Source organism: Streptomyces sp. NPDC053431, assembly GCF_044544925.1.
In the GTDB taxonomy this organism is placed as follows: Bacteria; Actinomycetota; Actinomycetes; order Streptomycetales; family Streptomycetaceae; genus Streptomyces.
On sequence record NZ_JBITXX010000027.1, the window covers coordinates 1 to 18,156 of the forward strand.

The 18,156-nt window shown below is 63.1% G+C and carries 11 protein-coding genes and 8 pseudogenes; 12 read left to right on the top strand and 7 right to left on the bottom strand.

Annotation, left to right across the window (positions count from 1 at the left end; translation table 11 throughout):
* Positions 1-333: 333 nt before the first annotated feature.
* From ACIGXE_RS34745 to ACIGXE_RS34755, 3 genes and pseudogenes are all read right to left on the bottom strand, one after another.
* Positions 334-570 (bottom strand): annotated as a pseudogene (locus tag ACIGXE_RS34745) (transposase); the annotation flags it as partial.
* Positions 571-1,081: 511 nt separating this feature from the next.
* Entirely contained in the window at positions 1,082-1,474 is a 393-nt protein-coding gene (locus ACIGXE_RS34750) for a hypothetical protein (protein ID WP_399753945.1), read from the bottom strand.
* A gap of 230 nt (positions 1,475-1,704) precedes the next feature.
* Positions 1,705-2,017, bottom strand: a pseudogene (locus ACIGXE_RS34755) (transposase); the annotation flags it as partial.
* A 1,456-nt stretch (positions 2,018-3,473) separates the two neighbouring features.
* On the opposite strand from ACIGXE_RS34755, the gene ACIGXE_RS34760 reads away from it, so the two are divergent.
* The 3 genes and pseudogenes from ACIGXE_RS34760 to ACIGXE_RS34770 all read left to right on the top strand — a co-directional run bounded on the left by ACIGXE_RS34760 (position 3,474) and on the right by ACIGXE_RS34770 (position 5,474).
* Positions 3,474-3,842 carry a hypothetical protein gene (locus tag ACIGXE_RS34760; RefSeq protein ID WP_399753947.1) on the top strand — a complete coding sequence of 123 codons (369 nt, stop codon included), beginning with the start codon at positions 3,474-3,476 and terminating at the stop codon, positions 3,840-3,842.
* Positions 3,843-3,920: 78 nt separating this feature from the next.
* Positions 3,921-4,411: pseudogene (locus tag ACIGXE_RS34765) on the top strand (transposase); the annotation flags it as partial.
* A 598-nt stretch (positions 4,412-5,009) separates the two neighbouring features.
* Positions 5,010-5,474: a hypothetical protein gene (locus ACIGXE_RS34770; RefSeq protein ID WP_399753949.1), complete on the top strand. Its 465-nt coding sequence runs from the start codon at positions 5,010-5,012 to the stop codon at positions 5,472-5,474.
* 814 nt (positions 5,475-6,288) lie between these two features.
* On the opposite strand, the gene ACIGXE_RS34775 is transcribed toward ACIGXE_RS34770, so the two are convergent.
* The gene (locus ACIGXE_RS34775) at positions 6,289-6,936 is read right to left on the bottom strand and encodes a tetratricopeptide repeat protein (protein WP_399753951.1); all 648 of its coding nucleotides are present in this window, start codon (positions 6,934-6,936) and stop codon (positions 6,289-6,291) included.
* A 1,188-nt stretch (positions 6,937-8,124) separates the two neighbouring features.
* Here ACIGXE_RS34775 and ACIGXE_RS34780 point away from each other — a divergent pair.
* From ACIGXE_RS34780 to ACIGXE_RS34805, 6 genes and pseudogenes are all read left to right on the top strand, one after another.
* On the top strand, positions 8,125-8,538 hold the full coding sequence (locus ACIGXE_RS34780; RefSeq protein ID WP_399753997.1) for a Tn3 family transposase: 414 nt from the start codon (positions 8,125-8,127) through the stop codon (positions 8,536-8,538).
* A 694-nt stretch (positions 8,539-9,232) separates the two neighbouring features.
* A pseudogene (locus tag ACIGXE_RS34785) lies at positions 9,233-9,391 on the top strand (integrase core domain-containing protein); the annotation flags it as partial.
* 430 nt (positions 9,392-9,821) lie between these two features.
* Positions 9,822-10,790: a MerR family transcriptional regulator gene (locus ACIGXE_RS34790; protein ID WP_399753952.1), complete on the top strand. Its 969-nt coding sequence runs from the start codon at positions 9,822-9,824 to the stop codon at positions 10,788-10,790.
* Positions 10,791-10,837: 47 nt separating this feature from the next.
* The gene (locus ACIGXE_RS34795; RefSeq protein ID WP_399753954.1) at positions 10,838-11,482 is read left to right on the top strand and encodes an FMN-binding negative transcriptional regulator; all 645 of its coding nucleotides are present in this window, start codon (positions 10,838-10,840) and stop codon (positions 11,480-11,482) included.
* 1,209 nt (positions 11,483-12,691) lie between these two features.
* Positions 12,692-12,805, top strand: a pseudogene (locus ACIGXE_RS34800) (four-helix bundle copper-binding protein); the annotation flags it as partial.
* Between the two features lie 402 nt (positions 12,806-13,207).
* A pseudogene (locus tag ACIGXE_RS34805) lies at positions 13,208-14,409 on the top strand (IS110 family transposase).
* Positions 14,410-14,460: 51 nt separating this feature from the next.
* On the opposite strand, the gene ACIGXE_RS34810 reads toward ACIGXE_RS34805, so the two are convergent.
* The 3 genes and pseudogenes from ACIGXE_RS34810 to ACIGXE_RS34820 all read right to left on the bottom strand — a co-directional run.
* Positions 14,461-14,709 carry a type II toxin-antitoxin system RelE/ParE family toxin gene (locus tag ACIGXE_RS34810; protein WP_399753955.1) on the bottom strand — a complete coding sequence of 83 codons (249 nt, stop codon included), beginning with the start codon at positions 14,707-14,709 and terminating at the stop codon, positions 14,461-14,463.
* Positions 14,706-14,972, bottom strand: coding sequence for a type II toxin-antitoxin system Phd/YefM family antitoxin (locus ACIGXE_RS34815; RefSeq protein ID WP_399753957.1), 267 nt, complete (start codon positions 14,970-14,972; stop codon positions 14,706-14,708). The genes ACIGXE_RS34810 and ACIGXE_RS34815 overlap by 4 nt, the downstream gene beginning before the upstream one ends.
* 126 nt (positions 14,973-15,098) lie before the next feature.
* Positions 15,099-15,379: pseudogene (locus ACIGXE_RS34820) on the bottom strand (IS5/IS1182 family transposase); the annotation flags it as partial.
* Positions 15,380-16,047: 668 nt separating this feature from the next.
* On the opposite strand from ACIGXE_RS34820, the pseudogene ACIGXE_RS34825 reads away from it, so the two are divergent.
* The 3 genes and pseudogenes from ACIGXE_RS34825 to ACIGXE_RS34835 all read left to right on the top strand — a co-directional run bounded on the left by ACIGXE_RS34825 (position 16,048) and on the right by ACIGXE_RS34835 (position 17,998).
* Positions 16,048-17,159 (top strand): annotated as a pseudogene (locus ACIGXE_RS34825) (guanosine monophosphate reductase).
* Positions 17,160-17,169: 10 nt separating this feature from the next.
* Positions 17,170-17,829, top strand: a complete 660-nt coding sequence (locus ACIGXE_RS34830) for an HAD family hydrolase (RefSeq protein WP_399753958.1) — start codon at positions 17,170-17,172, stop codon at positions 17,827-17,829.
* A gap of 34 nt (positions 17,830-17,863) precedes the next feature.
* Positions 17,864-17,998 (top strand): hypothetical protein, encoded by a 135-nt coding sequence (locus ACIGXE_RS34835; protein ID WP_399753960.1) that lies wholly within the window; start codon positions 17,864-17,866, stop codon positions 17,996-17,998.
* The last annotated feature ends 158 nt before the right edge of the window (positions 17,999-18,156 follow it).

Consider the following 18,156-nt stretch of genomic DNA (forward strand, 5'->3'; position numbering starts at 1 on the left):
CCGGTCCGGCAGCAACGGCTCGATCCTCGCCCACTGGGCGTCAGTCAACGACACACATCAACCAACGATCAGATGATCCGAAGGAAACGCCCTAGGTCGGTTAGCTCGCGGGAGGAAACCTCTGCGCCCCGATCGGGTTTCTGGTGGCGAGGACATACCGCGGCGCTGCCCGGCTGGCGGGCGTGAGGGCGCGGTGGCGCGCTTGATGGCCCTTGATTCCCGGGGTGAGTTGGCCACCGAGCACGCGGTGGCGGTCGCTGGGTCTCTTGGTGTGTCACTGCGGACGGTGTGGAACTGGGTGGCGGTGGCCCCCTCCGTCTTTACGTCGTGTCTCTTGTCCCAGTCCTGGTGGGAGGCATAGCGGAACGATGCCCGCAGGAGATGGACGACGCAGGCCTGCACGAGGGTCTGGGACTGGCCTCGCCGACGGTCTGGCAGGCCCTTCAAGCCGTCGCGGACCAGCATCAGGACGTCTTCGACGCCGCGGTTCTTCAGCTCGGTCGGCACGCGGAGCTGGTGGTTGGCGCCGTCGTCCCACAGACCGAGGATGTCGCGATGCCCATCGGCGGTGGCCGGGGGCGTGTGCACGGCTGGAGGAGGACCGGGGGAGTGCTGGAGCGGGAGTTGGGTGGGGCGAGGGCGGATGTGGGTAATGCGCGTCTGCTGCGGGGGGCTGCGTTCGGCCGGCTGGGCCGGGGCGGGGAAGGGCTGCGGGATCTGCTGCGTGCGATAGCGATCGGTCCGCGGGAATTCGGAGTGCTCGTAACGGCCGCCCACCCGGGACGACTTCAGCAGTGTCATCACGTCCGGGATCGCGCTCGATCAGATCCGCGTGTGCCGCGTCGACGTTGCCGGTGCACGCGGCCAGGACCTCGTGCACCGTGTCGGTGATCTGCTCTACCAGGGTGCCCCAAACGTATCCCGGAGCACTGGCGCTGTGCTGCGGCCGTGCCGGTTCCGACAGGGTCAACGCGGCAGCCACCGGCACCTCGGGCTGAGCGGCCGTGGGACGAATCTCTGACTCAAATCACTAGATAACGGCGCCACGAGACCAGCTCAGGGGATAACCACGAAAGAGCTATCAGTTGGTATCCTTACACCAGCCCAAAATTGTGTACGTATAAGATGTCGACCAGTCCGGATTTACACGTGTATTTACCCGGAAGCTATTAAAGCTACAGGTGACGCCATCGTCGATCTGGCCGCTAGGGGTCTTTTTATTCTCGGTTATCACCCAAGCTCCCATAACCTCTGCCTTCATCCTGGCGATCTGAATGGCCGCCATGGCGTAGTTGGACTGTAGGTGCTCTGCCATATAGGCCTGGATCTCGAAGTCATCGGTCTTGGAGTTGGCAATCCCAGCTGCAGATATCTGCCAATAATCGGAGTCGGCGTGAGCGGCCGCGCCGGAAGTGAGGGTGATAGCGCCAGCAGATATAGCGGAAATTACGCCCAGCGCGAGTTTTTTAACCATGAAGCTAACCCCTAATGGTGGAGCCGTTATCTTTACCTAAATGTAAGCCTGCAAATTTGGGGCGGGAGAGTATTTCCTACCTGACAGCTTGACTGTGGCAGGCGGCGCGGTCGGCGGCTGTCCGCACGCTGTAATAGAAGCTGGAGTGTGCAATCCCCGAGTCGGCAGAACTGCTTGAACCGGCAGCGGTGCACCAACGCGTCCACCCAGCGAAATGTTTCGCCGCCTTCCGCAGAAACGACGGTGGAGTCCACCGAGACGGTCCAACCGATGTCGTCAGCGTGGTCGGCCGCCGCCAGGACCGCGGCAAGGATGCGTTCCCAAGTGCCGTCTACGGCTCAGCTGATCAGCCGTCTGTGAGCCGTCTGGACGGGCCCGGCTCTCCGGCAGGTCCCGCCAGGGCGAGCCGGCGCGGTATTTTCAGGCGATGACTTCCATGGTTTTGCGGTGGTCGGCCCACCGCCGACCGCGGACTGGATCGGCCGGCATCAGCGGCTCGATCCGGTCCCACATAGCATCAGTGATCACTAATCGGACGGACACGTCCGATCACCTGAGCATCCGATCAGAGAGGCACGCTCTATGGCTCGCGGCCTGGGCAACCGCCCCAGGCCTTGCATCTGGCCACGAGATCCTCGAACGCCTCGTATCTGAACAGAATTACTGACTCAGAAAACTAGAGCTTGGCATACGTGCCCGCCGCGGCCGATCAGGCCATCACGCTCACGGCCCGCAAGGCAGGACAGAGACCACAGCAAGGGGGTTGCGATGATCCAGCGGGAGTACGGCTATGGGCTGAAGGGCATTGGCAGGCCCGATGACACTGCCACCACGCAAAACCTACGCGACGGCCTTTTGCGTGGACGCCGCCAGACAAACGCTCTCATCGTCGGCCCGGCGCGAGGTGAGGTCAGCTAGAATCGCGTCTCCTATGGTCTGTCCTAGTTTTACTTTCCCGAGAGCGACCCGCCCGGAATGCAACTGAAAGGTCCGGGCGGATTGCATGTCTCGACTTCCGTGCTTGCTTATTTCCTCACGTGCTGGACCTGCGAGCCGCAAAATTTGTTGCGTGCTATCGTCTCGCCGGCACGATCAAAGGAATCTAATTTTCACACTTAACCGAGTTGAAGTAATGGTACGTACCCATGAAATCCTGATACCAGCCTGTGTAGTAAGGCGATGTGCACTCTAGGTCGGAACGCCAAGCCATCATCATGTTTCTGAAGTTAATCGCCTGGGTTATGCTGTCGCTGGCAGCGGCGTAATAAGTGGAACCCTTCCCCTCGAACCGCCCTATCGCCAAGTAGTCACCACCAGATGCACTTGCAACACCAGCCATTGGTCCGGCTATCAGAGAAGTGGCCAAGACTGCAGCAGGGGCGATATTTTTCAATTTGACACTCAGGGACACTGAATCAACCTCAAGAGACGGGATTTAATTGAGATGTGAGTTTACTTGCAGAGCATGAACCGTGCCAGTGTAGCCACTACTCATAATTCTCCATCCTGACCTGGGGTATATCCGCGCCCGACCTTCCGAAGCGGTCCATAACGCGGCACGGTGATTGCGACGACGGCAGATCAGCTACCCTGGCCACCGCCGCGCGAGGGCGGCGGCGTCCTTCCATCAGGGTGCGGGTGGAGGGTAGTCCGAACTTTCGGACGCTAGTCGGCCCATGTAAAGCCTGGCGCGGCTGGGCTGAAAGCCGTCCCTATAGGGGCGAAATGATCCGGCGTGACGACTCTACCGCTCCCCTAACACTGGCTTCAGCATTGAGTAAAAGAACCTCACTCTCCCTGTTTCAGGTCGTGCTGCAATGAACACGCGCCCGGCCTGAGATAGCGTCACCCTACGCGTGGTCTGCGATCCTCTCGGGTGCGCCACAGGAGAGTGGTCCAGAGGCTGCCCCCGGCGGGGCAAACCGGTAAGTTGACGCGGTTAACTGGCCGGAGGTCCTCACATTTCGGACCTAATGCACACAAAGAGAGGATAGGTCGGATGCGCGTTCGCGAAACCGTCGCTGCAGGCCTGGCAGCCCTATTAAGTGCCGCTCTGGGTATAGGGGTCTGCGGTCAGGCTCAGGCTACCAAAGTCAAATCTGTGACCGTTACGGCCGAGACTAATCAGAATACAGGTGACTCGAAATCCGTCTATGTCCTTTGCCCGACGGGAAAGCATGTAATTGATGCGGGCGGCTACATCCTCGGGCAGGACGGGCATGAGTCGCAGGTGCACGTCGACGCGGTGGAGCCGAGCGCGGACAGGACGCACGTGTATGTGCATGCCTCCGAGGATGCGGATGGCTTCACTTCAGCCGACGGCATGAACCTGTCCTGGCGGCTGGTCGGGACCGCCGTCTGCGCTTAGAACGCCTAACACAATGAGGTGACCGGGTCCGGTCGGCGGGTCCGGCTTGTCTAGGCTGTGGGGGCCTCGCCGTGGATCATGTCGGATGATCTGTGTGTGGCAGGTACCCGGGCGGTAAGCCGGTCCCGAACCGGCAGGTGCGGTGCGGGATCCTGCCTGTCTTGCACGCCGGGATGCAGTGGGAACACCTACGCCAGGAGTTCGGCCTTGGGTCCGGTCGGGCTGCGACGGCCGCGGCACTGGAACGAGGACGGCGTCTGGGAAAGCCGCATGAGGTGCTGCTGGCCGAGCCGAACGCTGCTGCCCGCCGTAGCCGGTCGAGACTGGCCGTCGGCTCCAGCTATTTCAGGGCGCTAAACGAGGACTGCGGACAGGCCCCGCGACCGTCGACCGGGGATGGGCCGGCTCCAAGCACCACCTGCTCACCGACGGACACAGCACCCCGCTCGCGGTCATCCCGGCGGCAACCGCAACGACGACACCCACTCATGCCCCTGCTCGACGCCGTCCCCCCGTCGGAGGCAGCCCGGACAGCTGGTCTCGACCTAACCGGCCCACGCCGCAATCCGCACGGTCCCAGGACAGCGGCGTCCCCTGCGTGCGCAGCCCTGGCCGAGCCGGAGGCAGGCGCGGACTTCAAGGTGCCGCGGAACAGCTCGGGTCTGCATGGCGACCCGTCACAGGATCACGGAGACGTTTCACGCTTATCTGTCGGCATCTCATCCAGTGCGTCGCCTACTGGTGATCCCACCTCTTTTCGTCAGGCTCTTAGCCGAGAGATCTTGCGGCGCGGTCACGGGCAGACATGCGAGCCAACTCCACGCGGACAAAGCCCTCACAATCCTGAACTGCGGCGATGGTCGCCGGCAGCGCCTCACACCCTGCATCACCCAAGGGCACCAAGTCCAAAGAACGGCTCCGCCGGCACCGCTGGGTCATCGAGCGCCATCTCCTGGCTCACCGGATACCTGCAGCTCGACATCCGCCTGGAACCAACCCAGCCAACTATGCGGCCTTCCTCCCGCTCCACGCACCACTTCCCTGCTACAAGCGTCTGCTGAAATCCACCACATAGGGACATGAGCTAAGAACCTATTACTCTACGCAGCACCGGCATGCGGGGCAACACTGATGCACATAAGACCGGTTCGAAAGAAAGGAACGCTGATGAAAAATATCGCCCGAGTTCTCCTGACAGCCTGCCTCGGATTAGTTGTCGCGTTTTCGACCTCTTCGGCGGCGCAGGCCTCTCCAAGCGCCTGGTTCAGACAGTGCAGCCTGCAGTGGAAAACCCTCAGCCCGACGCTGAAGATTCGCAGTTGTGTCCAGCAAGGAAAGGAGTACTTCGCCGACTACGACAGAGCCCTAGTGGAAGTCAATAACACGGGCGGAGATCTTTGGCTCGCGAACATTGATGCTAAACTCTTCCAGAAGTCGGGCTCCTGGTATCAGATCAAGGATACAACCCATTGGAACTACGGATGGGTTCCAGGCGGAACGACAACAACGTTCTACGGTAACTGGGTCAACGATGCCGCGTTCGACTTCTACGTTGAGTTCGGCCGGGCTTCTGCTACCTACGGGCTGTACCAGTGGACGTATATCGCCGCAGACTCGCCAGACGTCAGCTGATTTTCTGCAGTAACAGCGCCGCCGGAGTATCTTACCAGGCCAGAAGTCCGCAGTGGCCGGCGGCGCAGCGGGCGCCGCTCTGCCCCGGTCCCAGTAATCCTAGCTCGGACCACGGCGCGCAAAGCGGCTTCGCGGCCCGGGGAGGACTGGATCGGTGTGGGGGACGGTCCTCTTCGGCCGTCCGCGAACTGTCCCCCGCCCGACTGGAGCTGGAGGGCATCACCACCTGGCCGCCCCTACAGCCGCCGGGTCTTGCTACCGGACCGCGCTTACCACCATCCGCTGGGCTGTCGCAACCCGCAGATTCCCGATGCTGTGGCCTTCGACCGCCTGGCACAAGTTCTGTTACTCGGTCGGCTATGGATGCGAAATGTGCGGCCGATGCGCGCTGCTTTGCCACGACGCCGCGTCGCCGTCGGGACGAGTGGATCAAGCTCGAAGTCATAGAGGACCTACGACCGCGTGATCGGCCTCGGCATGGACCACCTTGTCGCGTCCGGCTGCACCGCCAACAATCCCGTCGGCGGTAGCGCGCCGGCGGAAGCCCGGCCGGCCGCGGCGCAACAGGGCCCAGATGCTCGCGGCTGACCGAGCCGAGGGCATACCCCTGGTCACCGAGCCCGCACCCGCGAACGCGGCATCGACTCCCACATCACCCCCCCACGGAGCGAAAGTCCCCATCAGACCAGCGGACGCTGGAGTGTCCGCACTGAGCCGGGAACGGTAACGGTCGCGACCTACTGCCCTGTCAGCGCGCGGGATCCTCCAGGGAACGCAAAAAAAAGGGGGGACTGCACTACCTGGTCAAGGCAATTCAGGCGCGCCCGACCCGGATGACGGCGGAAGCCGATGTCACCTGCTGTGCGCGGCGCAGGGCGTGATCACGTGCCGCGCCGTTGAGTTGTAAGGCCAGGCCGAGCCAGGAGGCGGCAAGTTCCGGATGATTCTCGCCCAGGGCGCGCGCCTTCACCGCGATTGCCTGGCGGTACAGATCAGCGGCAAGATCCCGCCGGCCTTCCCCAACGTGTGTGTGCGCGAGCACGTGGAGGCAGAACCCGATCTCGGCGTGGTTCTCACCCAGCCGCATGCTGTACTCGCTCAGCGCCTCCTCAGCCAGTGCCCGCGCCGGAATGATCTGACCTGCGGCAGACAGCACCCCGGCAAGACACAATCTGTCCGCCGCCAGCGCGAGAACGTTGCCGCCGGCAGCCTTCTCCCTCAGTTCCAAGGCAGCCCTAGCCTGGCGCTCCGCAGTACGGAGATCACCGAAGGCCAGGTACAGCCCGGCAAGGTTGTGCCTGATCGTGGCCATCGCCTCCTGCCCGGCCGCTCCAGCCGACGATCTGCGCGCTGCCCACATCGCTTCACGCAGCCGTCGTTCGCTCGCCTTCAGCCGCCCGGTACTGCGCAGCACCACTCCCAGCAGGTTCAGCAAGCGGGCCAATTCCAGCGGTTCCTCCAAGGAGGCGGCGAACCTCACCCCATGCCGCGCCCACACCTCCGCCGCCTGGTAGCGCCCGGCCCGCCACAAGCCCGCTGCCACCTCGCGCAACGCCCGTGCGTGCGCCCTGTCAGCCGGCACCACCGCCCGCAGCGGCCGAGTGATAGCTACCGCACGCAGAAGATCCCGCAGCCCCTCCCCATTCCGGCCCAGCCGACCGAGCACACAGCCCCGGAACAAAAGCGCATCCGCTACATCCGTACTTGCCCCGCCCAAGTCCCTCTCCAGAACTGCCAGCGCTCCCTCGCCAGCCGCCAGCGCCTCCCTCAGACGCCCCTCTCGCAGCATGCCCCAACCCTCTTCCAGCCGCGCCCACGCCCCCGGGTCCATCACACCACTCCTCAAAAAGGCCATCCGTGCGCCAGAAAACCGAAAGCGGCGCCTGTATCCGGCCCGCCCCTACACCGCACCCAGGCGCCGCCGTCGCTTGCCGGCTCATTCCTCGGCGAGTACTCATCTACGGTGGTGCATCAAGGTCGGCACGGCCCGCTTCCCTGCGCTGGTATGGCCGGGATACGTAAAAAGTGCCGCGTTTCCGTCCAGACTCAGCGGAAGCAACGACAGGCGAGTGAGTAATCTGCGCTCAAGACCGCCCGAGGCAGAGCGCGGGGGACTGCCGCCGGAGAAAGATCGCTGCCGTGCTGAAGGACTCGGTTTTTCGGAAGGGCAGCATGGACCCCGGGCATCTCACGCAACTGCAGCTTGCCGGGTAGCAGATCGCGAGAGTGCCCTGCGATGCAGCCAGCGCACGGCCTCATGACTGCGACGGGAGCCGACCCGGGAGACCGGCACGAGATCAAGGAGCCTTTTCAACCCGCCCACCGATCGAGTGACGGGCCGCAGGTATCTCCGCTGGTCACAGCCTGTCGGGCTGCTCATCGAAGCCCAAGTTGAAAGAGCTTAAGGAATGCATGGGCGAAATCGAGAGCCTTGACGAACCCGCTGAGGGGGACCGAGCCTGCCGAGAACGAGCATCCTGGGGCCTGCGGTTGCTGAAGGTGGGAGAAGATGCCGTGACGGAACCAGGGGCCCTATCCCTTGCAACTGCGGCGTGATGGGTTTGGGCCGCGTGTCGGCGCCGACCGTTCGCCCGTCGTGCGCAGGGGTCGCTCACGGAAGGATTGAAGCTGGGAAGGCTGGCAGAGCAAACTGCGGTTCTCCACCGGCCCGCGCGCAGCCGTCGACTGGGATCTGATTTGCCGCCACTGGCCCGACCTCATGCAGGCCGCCCTCTCCGTCAAGCACGGCACCGTCTCCTCCGTCACACTCCTGTGCCGGCTGAACAACCGGTCCCGTAAGAACCAGATCTACCAGGCTATCCGCGAGGTCGGCCTGGCTGTCCGCATCGCCGTGCTTTTTCGGTACCCGTCGGACCCCTCTCACTGCGCGAACAGATCCAGAAGGCCAGCAACAAGGCCGAGGCCTACAACGGCCACACGAAGTGGCCGCACTTCCGCAACTCCGGTTGGCTGGCTATCCGCGACCACGAGCTGCATGACAAGGCGGTCACGTCCTCGACCTCCTCACCGCCAGCTCGGTCTTCTCCACCACCATGCAGCGTGACCACCCCCTGACCCAGATGGCCCGCGAGGGCTGGACTCTCCACCCGGCCGGCCTGGCGGTCCTCAGCCCCTTCATGAGAAAATTCTCCGCTTCGGCACTTACACCACCGACCAGCTCCATCTACCCCCACCCGCCTACAACGCAATCCTTTACAGCAACGGCCAATATAGGGGTTCGCAATGAATTGTGAATGGATTTCCCTCTCGATGCGCGGCCAGGACCAAAACCTGCCGCCTCTCATCGTTCTGGAGAATAGCCGGCTGGTGCTACGCGAATGGATCGAGGACAGCCTCCATAGGTGCGCCGTTGACGCGAAGGAAGTACTTCGCCGCACTTGCCTCACTGAAGACTACGAGCGCTCGCCCAAGGGAATTGATGAACAATTTTATCTCGGAGCGTACAGTCCACTCGCGAAGCTTCCCGACATCGTTGATGCAATTCTTGATCTACTTCCCACTGGCCACCGGGAACTCTCAGGACAGCCTCTATCGCAAGTGGAATATTTGTTAAGGGTTTCTGCCGAGTATAGAGACTCGCTGCCTGTAGTACTTGACGCCTGCAATTTGCCGTATGGGGTACGCGATGACGGCCGCGGCTTAATAAGCAAATCACCCACTAGAACCCCTGCCGGACACTGAAGAATTGTGTGCAGTCATCCTGAGGGCATGGAGCACCAATAGTCGGGTAATGAATCGTCTTCCACGACGGCCCCTGGAAGACGATCGCTGAGGTCGATTACGCCACCGCCTCCTGGGTCGAGTGGTACAACAACCGGCGCCTGCACTCAAGTCTGGGCATGATCAGCCCCACCGGGTTCGAGGCAGCCCACTACGTGACGCAGAACCACGAGCCGACTGATCACCGGCCAGCAAAACACCGGCAGGAAAGTCGGAACGGTTCACCGAGCGATTCGCGGTGGCGTGCGCCACGAGTGTGCCGCTGGCGGCTGCGTGCCCTGTGCCAAGCGGCGCCCCGCGTGCGCGGTGATCCAAAAGCGACAGCCTGACTACAGCGGCCATAGCCGCGTCGGGGCGCGGGGCCTTGCGGCTTATGGCGACAGCCTCCTCGATCTGGGGTACGTTCCTCGGGCGAGAGGCCGTCAAGGTCGGCTTCACCCGGTTGGCCCCTCAAGGTGTCGCAGCGTGGCGGTGCGACTGCGCTTGCCCTATCTATCGCCGCCGATGCCTGAGTTTCCAGTCGCAGCGCCTGGCGGTCACATCAGCGTACCGGCGCTTGACCTTGCCCCCTAGGGCAAGGTTTAGCGTTTAAGCGAGGTGAACGGCATGAAGATCAGTGAGCTCGCACGTCAGGCCGACGTGACAAGCAAGGCAGTGCGGTATTACGAATCGTTAGGGCTGATCACGCCCGAGCGTCTCTCCAACGGGTACCGGAAGTACACCGAGGACGACGTACGTTTGGTGCGTGAGATCAGAGCTCTCCAGCGGTTGGGTATCCCCGTGGAGCGCACACGGCCGTTCCTGGAGTGTCTGGCTGCAGGGCGCCTGCACGCCGATGACTGTCCGGCATCGCTGGCGAGCTATCGCGAGGCCATCGATGAACTTACCGAACACGTCGAGTTGCTGACTTCCCGTCGCGCGATGCTGATCAGTCATCTCAACGCCGCCGCCCACCGGGGCAGCATCGTCAACCTGTATCGGGAGGATTATCTGACATTGCCCGCCGACCTTCCCGTCCCTGAGGACGACGGTGCTGCAAACCACCTACTGGGCATGAAGATGCCCCAGCTGGCTCTGTTGAGCACGGGAGACAAAGAGGTTCGACTGGGCTCGTTGGGACCGCGTCGCACTGTGATCTACGTCTACCCTCTCACCGGCCGTCCCGGCACCGATCTGCCGGAAGGCTGGAACGCCATCCCCGGGGCCCGCGGCTGCACCCCGGAAACGTGCGGTTTCCGCGACCACTTCCAAGAGCTTCTCGAAGCTGGCGCCAGCCGTGTGTACGGGCTATCCAGCCAGGACACCGACTACCAGAAGGAGGTCGTGGAACGGCTGGGGCTTCCGTTCGACATGCTCTCCGACCCCACCCTCAGCCTGGCTGACACTCTCGGCCTGCCCACGTTCGAGGCCGACAGCACGCGGCTTTTCAAACGGCTCACCCTCGTCATCAGAAACGACGTGATCGAGCACGTCTTCTATCCAATCTTCCCGCCAAACCAACATGCCCAGCAGGTCCTCATATGGCTACGCGAAAACCCCATGAGCGCTGCCTGCCGATGTATCACAGACTCCTGAATCGCGGCATCTAAAGTCCACCCATAGCTTTCACCGAAAGGCTGACTATGTACGTCCCCAAACAGTTCGTGCCCGACGAGGCGGCCGTCCATGACCTGCTGGCCAATCAAGGCGCGTCTGACCTGATTACCCTGACTCAGCAGGGTCTCCTAGCCACCCTGCTGCCCTTCGAGTACGCCCCTGCATCCGGTGGCCACGGCGCCCTCATCGGGCACATGGCGCGTGCCAACGACCAGTGGCGTGAGCCGGTGCAGGGCGAGGCCATGGTGATCGTCCGCGGGCCCGAGGCGTATATGACGCCGTCGTGGTACGCGACCAAGATTGATAACCACCGCGTGGTGCCGACCTGGAACTACGTGACCGCACATGTCTATGGGCAGCTGATTGTGCACGAAGACCCGAGCTGGATTGAGGCGCAGATCCGCCGTCTAACCGACCGGCATGAAGGCGGCTACGCCGAGCCCTGGTCCGTCGACGACGCCCCGGCGAAGTTCGTCGAGCGACAGATACGAGCCGTCGTCGGCATCGAATTAGTCATCAGCCGCATCACGGCTAAGTTCAAGCTGAGCCAGAATCAACCCCAGAAAAACGTCGAGGGAATCGTCGCCGGCCTGGAAGCCCGGGGCCAGGCCGGCGACGTTGCGGTGGCAGCAGCCGTGCGTGCCCACACCCTCACGGCCACCATCCGATGATCGAGCGGGCGATGCCATAGCCCCCCCCGGCGGGCGCGCTTCTTCGGCTTCCCGTAGTGCGACGCCCCCTTCCGCTTGGACGCGACGGCAGCGAGGGCGGTATCGCCGGATCATCCACCGCTATTAAACGGGCTGGTATGTGATAGCGGGTGAGGTGTCCGTGCTGGTGGATGGCATGATCCGGCTGTGGCGATCATGGTCAGTCGGGCGGCACCGACGTCACCGACTGGCTCCACCACTGGCACCGCTGCCCCGGCTGCCGCGCCCGCACACCCTCCTCGCCGCATGGGCCTCCCCACACAGCCTGGCGGACGCTACGCCCCACCCTCCCGCACACGAACACCTTGCGGTCCACTGCACGTGTCGTAGACAGGCAGCCACCACGCACCGTGCTCCTGCCCGCTCACTGTCGCCGTCGACGGATGTCCATCCGGCGAGCACCGCCTCCTGGCGCGCATCCCCTCCCGCGAAGCCGCCGAGCGCTTTCGTGGCTGCGGCACGCCGCCTGGACGGCCTCCCCGCCCAGCCTCGTCCCGTCATCGCAGACACCAGCGACAGCCTGGCGCTGTTCTGAAAACAACTCAGTCCGTAGTTATAGATCGTGATGCCGATGGGGAGTTCCTGCGGCCGCTCGGCTGGGCGGGAAGGCCGGAAGAATGGTCGCCGTGTGAACGCCCGGGAGTGCGTGGGACGACAGAACGAAAGAGTCCGGCGCACCCCCCTCCGGCCGATGAGGCGATCAAGAAAGCTCCAACACCCCTCCCCCCGCCCTTGCCCCTCACCGGCCCGGCGCGCGTCGCAAGCCGGCAGCAACCGCTCCCGATCTCTCCCGGCCGCGTGAGAGCGGCTTTCATACGGACGCAGTACGTGCCCTTTCACCGCCGTCAGGCGTTGTTCCTCACGACGCGTGCACCATTCCGACCGCCCCACGGCCGGACCCGCACGACTCCGTGGCCCCGATCCCGCGCCCGGCATCGGGGCCACGTCCCAGGCTCCCCGGTTCTTCTTGCCGAACCGCCCAACTCTTGCAGCCTCGGCCTCTCCCCTTTGAGACCGGGACTGCCCGCTGACTCAGGCTCCAGCCCCGCCCCCCCGCCCCCTCATCCGCGGGACTGCGGCCTACAGCGCCCCAGGCGGCCGGATGTGCTCTTATGCCCGCGAGGTACCAGGTGCGCGCCCATTCGGGGTTCTGCTGTCCAAGGAGGAGTCATGAGCCAGTCTGTCGGGCCGGTGCCTGAGATGAGCCGGGAGATGCAGGAGTGCATCGAAGCATGCATGGCGTGCCACAGCGTGTGCGAGGAGACGATGAGCGCCTGCATGCAGCCTGAACCACACGCCACCACCATGACCGAACACGCCTCGAATCAGATCACCCCCACTCAACCTGACAATGCCCTCTGATGGAGACGGTTCTCTTGGTCGAGAACCCATCTACCAGAGGATTCACCACGTTGTCAGTTCAACTGCCACACATCGGAAGCAGGTTGGAAAAGGCTCCCTACGTTGTATGCCGGGACAGGGCGAACCCTTCGTATGGTTCTCCCACCCAGGGTGCCGGGTGTGGTTCAAAAGGCTCTGCCGCTTGCGGCTTCCACTGATTGGCCGCCCGGCGCCCCACGACGACTCGGCTGCCAATTAGGAATTGCGAATGATCGCTCCGTAGGGAATCGACAGCGGGGTCGTCCGTCGGGAGGCACCTAGCACACCCCACCGCACGGAGGCATGATGGCCGCGATCTGGGCCGGCATCGACGCAGGCAAGACCCACCACCAATGCGTCGCGAATCGATGAGAGTGGCCGTCGGCTGCTGTCGCGGCGCGTCGCCAACGACGAGCCTGAACTCCTCGAACTTCTCACCGACGTCCTGGCCCTGGGCGATACGGTGACCTGGGGAATCGACCTGGCCGACGGCGGAGCCGCACTGGCCATGGCATCCTCCTCAACAATGACCAGCAGGTCCACTACATCTCCGGCCGCGCCATCCACCGCGCCTCCGAGACCTACCGCGGCGAAGGAAAGACCGACGCCAAGGACGCCGCCGTCATCGCCGACCAGGTCCGCATCCGCCGCGATCTGCACCCTCTATGCCCCGGCGACGAGACCGTCATCGACCTCAAGATCCTCACCGGTCGGCGCATCGACGTGGTCGCCGACCGTACCCGCACCGTCAACCGGCTGAGAGCCCAGCTGACCGGCATCTTCCCCGGCCTGGAGCGGGCCCTGGACCTCACGCACAAGGGACCACTGACCCTGCTGACCGGCTACCAGACCGCCGCGGCCATCCGCCGGCTCGGCGCCAGACGCCTGGAGACCTGGCTGCGCAACCGCAGGATCCTTCGAGCCGACCAGCTCGCCCAGGCCGCGGTCGAGGCCGCCGAGCGCCAGCCCACCAGCCTGTCCGGGGAGAAGCTGACCGCGCAGATGGTGCACACGCTTGCGAAGGAAGTACTGGCCCTCAGCGAGCAGGTCGCCGAGCTGGACAAGCTCATCGAGGCCCGTTTCGCGATCATCGACACTTCGAGGTGATCACCAGCATGCCCGGCCTCGGCATCATCCTCGGCGCTGAGTTTCTGGCCGCCACCGGCGGCGATATGTCCGCCTTCGAGACCCCCGACCGCCTCGCCGGCTTCGGCGGCGTCGCGCCGGTCCCGCGCGACTCCGGAAAGATCAGCGGCAACCTGCGACGCCCGCAACGCTACAACCGACGGCTCCAACGCGTCCTCTACACCTCCGCGCTGTTCAGCATCCGACGGAGCGACGAGTCCCGCCGGTTCTACGATCGCAAACGAGCCGAAGGCAAGCGTCACACCCGGGCTGTCCTTGCCCTCGCCCGCCGCCGGGTCAACGTCCTCTGGGCCCTCCTCCGCGACGGACGGTGCTACCAGCTCACGCCGCCGACCGCCCTCGCGCTTGACAGACGACATTAGGAATCAGCGTGATCGTCGCTTGATGGCTTTGGGATCGCCGGGTAGCCCCACTCAGCCGGTGTGTCCTACATGCTCAATGTGCAGCGTGCTGTTCTGGGCGTCGATGCGGTACAGGATCCTCCAGGGGCCGCTGTGCAGACGCCTGTGACTGCTTCCCCACGCGCGAGAGCCTTCGGGGGCTGGATCATCCGCGAGCCGGTCCGTGGCATGCAGCAGTGCGTCCACGCCGGCGGGGTCGGCCTTTAGATGGCCGGCTGCCTCGTTGAGCGCTGCAGGCTCCCACGTGACGCGCCAGCTCACTCTCCGGTCCGGCCTGCCGCGTCGAGGAGTGCGAGACGAGCCTCGGCATGTGGGACGGGAGCGGCGGTGATCCCCAGGGCCCTGTCGCGCTCCAGGCGCGCCACGGCCAGGGCGTCTTCGAGGTCTTCCAGCTCCGCCGGGGAGATCAAGACGGCGGCGGGTGTTCCCCGGTCGGTGAGAGTGATGTGCTCGTGCTGGGCGGCACGACGCGCGAGGTCACCTAGACAGCTGCGGGCTTCAGCGATCGGATATGTACTCGACATGAATCTAGAGTACACCTACATAACACTCGGGGGATGGATCACCGGGGCCTGGGCCGCACGGCCCCTGTTTAAGAGGTCGCTTTCGTCTGCTGTTTCATCCCGAGATGGGCTGGGCTGTGGTATTTCTGGGTCGCGCCAGGAGATGGTGTTGTCGCCGGTGAGGCGGCGAGCCATAAGGTCGGTCATGGCGATGTGGATCACGGCTTGAGTGGGCGGGCAGGGTTTCGTAGTCGCGGGCCCCTGGTCCCGGGCTCGCGGGCGGTGATCTCCATGTCGATGCCGAGGGTGGCGGTGTGCTCGACGAGATGCTGGCGGTAGCCGCCGTCGACCCAGACCTTGCGGACGCGGGGGTGTTGGGCGGCGACCTGGTCGGGCAGCGCGGTGTCGGCGATGGAGTCCTGCACACTCGGTCCGCTGCTGGACTGATCTCTCGCCGGGGCAGCGCACAGGCGCCGGCTGATGGCCGGTGCGTGCGTGGTCAATCGATGACTCCTTCGCTCCGCTCAGCGTGATCGAGGGGAGCAAGCGCCGGCCCCCTTGAACGCGGTCTGACGGTCGGCGGCGATTTCTCCGCCCCTTCCATCTGCTGGACCTGAATGCTGATCACCCACGCCCATCCACGGCTCGGCCCGCCACTCGCCACAGCCGGCCCTGGAAGAAACCCACTGCCTCCGGCCGGCTCACCGCGGCTTTGGACGGTCCGCCGCGGATTCAGGAACACCCGCGCTCACTGTGCCTGCCCGGCGTGGCGCCGGGTCGCGGCCGTCCATCCGGCGCCGAGCGAAGAATAGGGGCAGCCGATGCGCGGGCCTCAACGAAGAGATCAGAGAGAACTTTTAGGATGTTAAGGGTATATGCCTTCTTTGCGGCAAAAGCTTCTTCAATGAATTACGGTCGAATCTCTGATCCAGGTTCGAGATTTCCTGTTGCGCGCTGGATGAGCGCTAAATACTCACGGGGGACTAGTGGGCACCTTATTTAATAAGATGGGCGGTCAGGCGTGGTCGCACCTGGACCTTGCGGCCTAACGCGCTTTTACCTCGTTGCCTTTGAGGCGTGAAACGGAGATACGATAATGGGTATTCGAGAGCTCGCGGGGTATACATTCGATGACGTGTTGATACGTCCGAGGAGGACGGGTGTTCAACCACGGGAAACAAGTCTGGCGAGTGAGGTGGCATTGGGTCTGGATCTGACCATCCCGGTGATAGCAGCACCGATGGAGTCGGTTTGGTCTACCGAGCTCACCGTGGCGATGGGTGAGCAGGGGGCCCTGGCTCCGGTCATGCGCGATCTGTCAATACCGGACCTTCAAGAAGTAATTAACCTACTGGCAGCATCGAGATGCGATAATTCCGCATTACACGAGACGGGGCAGGGAGGGGCTCGACCGATATGTGTAGCAGCCTCTCCGTCCGATGAGAAAAAGCTTGAATTCCTGCTGGCGCATAGTGATGTGGAATATATTATTCTTGACACGGTCCACGCTCATAACGATGCAGTAATAGAGGCAGTGGCGAACGTGCCGGCAGATATGCAGCGGCGACTAATCGTGGGGAATGTGGCGACGAGCGAGGCCGCAGCGGACTTTTGTGGATTCAACATTGCCGGCTTGAAGGTCGGCCTCGGTCCCGGATCTATCTGCACCACGCGTGAGATCACTGGTGTAGGCGTACCACAGGTACAAGCAGTATCAGAGGTTAGTGCGGTAGCGGCGCAGGCCGGGATCCCGGTGATCGCGGATGGCGCTCTATCGGAGATATCGCCAAAGTCCTAGCAGCCGGCGCAAGCAGCGTCATGATGGGAAGAATATTTGCCGGGGCTCTCGAATCTGCGGGAGAAATTGTTCAGGTTGAGGGACGGCATTTCAAACACTATGCAGGTTCCATGTATTCAACCGTGGAGACGGAAGACCCACTTGACCTGCACTATTCCGACCCATACGTGAATGATCCTGGGCATCGCACTGAGGGTGTGTCCGGTTACGTCCCATACGTTGGCCCCGTAGCCAGGACGCTCAGCCAGATCACCCGGTCTCTGCAGGCGAGCATGGCCTTTGTGGGAGCAAGGAATCTTACTGAATTCAGGAGACTCGCCTCGCTCTTCCCTGTCACTGCCGCCGGTAGCACCGAGGGAAGGGCGCACAGCATCGATCTGATAACGCACCGCAACCGGACATTCTCCTAGGGCTGGCAAAATGCAAGAATGCAGGATTGCAATATTTGATGTTGACGGAACTTTGACGGCCGGGCCTAGCGCTTGGAGAGCCCTCCTCGACGGATGCAACAAGTGGGATCCACAGGGGGAGGAGATCCTCAGCATGTTTCAGTCCGGGCAGATTGATTATTGGGAGTTTTGCCAGGCTCATGCCCGTCTACTCGAACGAATTCCGAAACGGCAGCTTACTGAAATTATTCGTGCAAGCGTGCGAGTTAGAGATGGCATAGCGGAACCCTTTTCTTTCCTGAAAGCCTTGGGGTATCGAATAGGATTCGTCTCCACGGGACTCCAGGTGCTTACGGACCTAATCCGGGCGCAGTATCCTGTTGACTTCTGCCGCGTTAACCGGCTTGAGTTTTCATACGGAATCTCGACAGGACGAGCCATAGTCGAAGTATTTGAGAACGACAAGAAGTCCCATGCAGTGGAGCTGGCTGCGCTATACGGCGCAAGACACGTGATCAGCTTCGGTGACTCTCGTGGCGACATTGGGCTGTTTGCAGCTTCCGACGTATCCGTTGCCGTGAATTCTTACCCCGATGTCGAATGTTTTTCTACTTATTCTTACACTGGGGACAGCTTGGTCGGCTTGACAACTCTGCTGGCGCCAATCCTGTCAGAGCCGCAGCGGCAATAAAGGAGAGAAGGGGATCTGCGGAAAGGGCGGCCTGATGGCTGAGCAGTCCGTAGCCGGCTCCGGACTCCTCAATGAGGTCGCCGGCGCCACCGACATCCGCAAGGTGTACGTCGCCGCCGGCCGCCGCCAACGCTACGCACCCGGGAATAGAGGATTCACCCCGACATAAGCGGTCAAGCGGACCTGCGGTCGGCGCTCATGCACCGCCGCCGCTGGCCTGCGGCGGCGAGACCTTCTCCAGACAAGCGCTCGCTGCCGGCACAGTCCATCGTTGGAGAGCCTGGAAGTGCCGGCAGCCCTCAGTACTGTCCCGACAGAGAGCTACTG

Coding starts and splice junctions, on each gene's coding strand:
- ACIGXE_RS34750 (WP_399753945.1), bottom strand. CDS start 1,474: ATGGTTAAAAAACTCGCGCTGGGCGTAATTTCCGCTATATCTGCTGGC.
- ACIGXE_RS34760 (WP_399753947.1), top strand. CDS start 3,474: ATGCGCGTTCGCGAAACCGTCGCTGCAGGCCTGGCAGCCCTATTAAGT.
- ACIGXE_RS34770 (WP_399753949.1), top strand. CDS start 5,010: ATGAAAAATATCGCCCGAGTTCTCCTGACAGCCTGCCTCGGATTAGTT.
- ACIGXE_RS34790 (WP_399753952.1), top strand. CDS start 9,822: ATGAAGATCAGTGAGCTCGCACGTCAGGCCGACGTGACAAGCAAGGCA.
- ACIGXE_RS34795 (WP_399753954.1), top strand. CDS start 10,838: ATGTACGTCCCCAAACAGTTCGTGCCCGACGAGGCGGCCGTCCATGAC.
- ACIGXE_RS34815 (WP_399753957.1), bottom strand. CDS start 14,972: ATGTCGAGTACATATCCGATCGCTGAAGCCCGCAGCTGTCTAGGTGAC.
- ACIGXE_RS34830 (WP_399753958.1), top strand. CDS start 17,170: ATGCAAGAATGCAGGATTGCAATATTTGATGTTGACGGAACTTTGACG.
- ACIGXE_RS34835 (WP_399753960.1), top strand. CDS start 17,864: ATGGCTGAGCAGTCCGTAGCCGGCTCCGGACTCCTCAATGAGGTCGCC.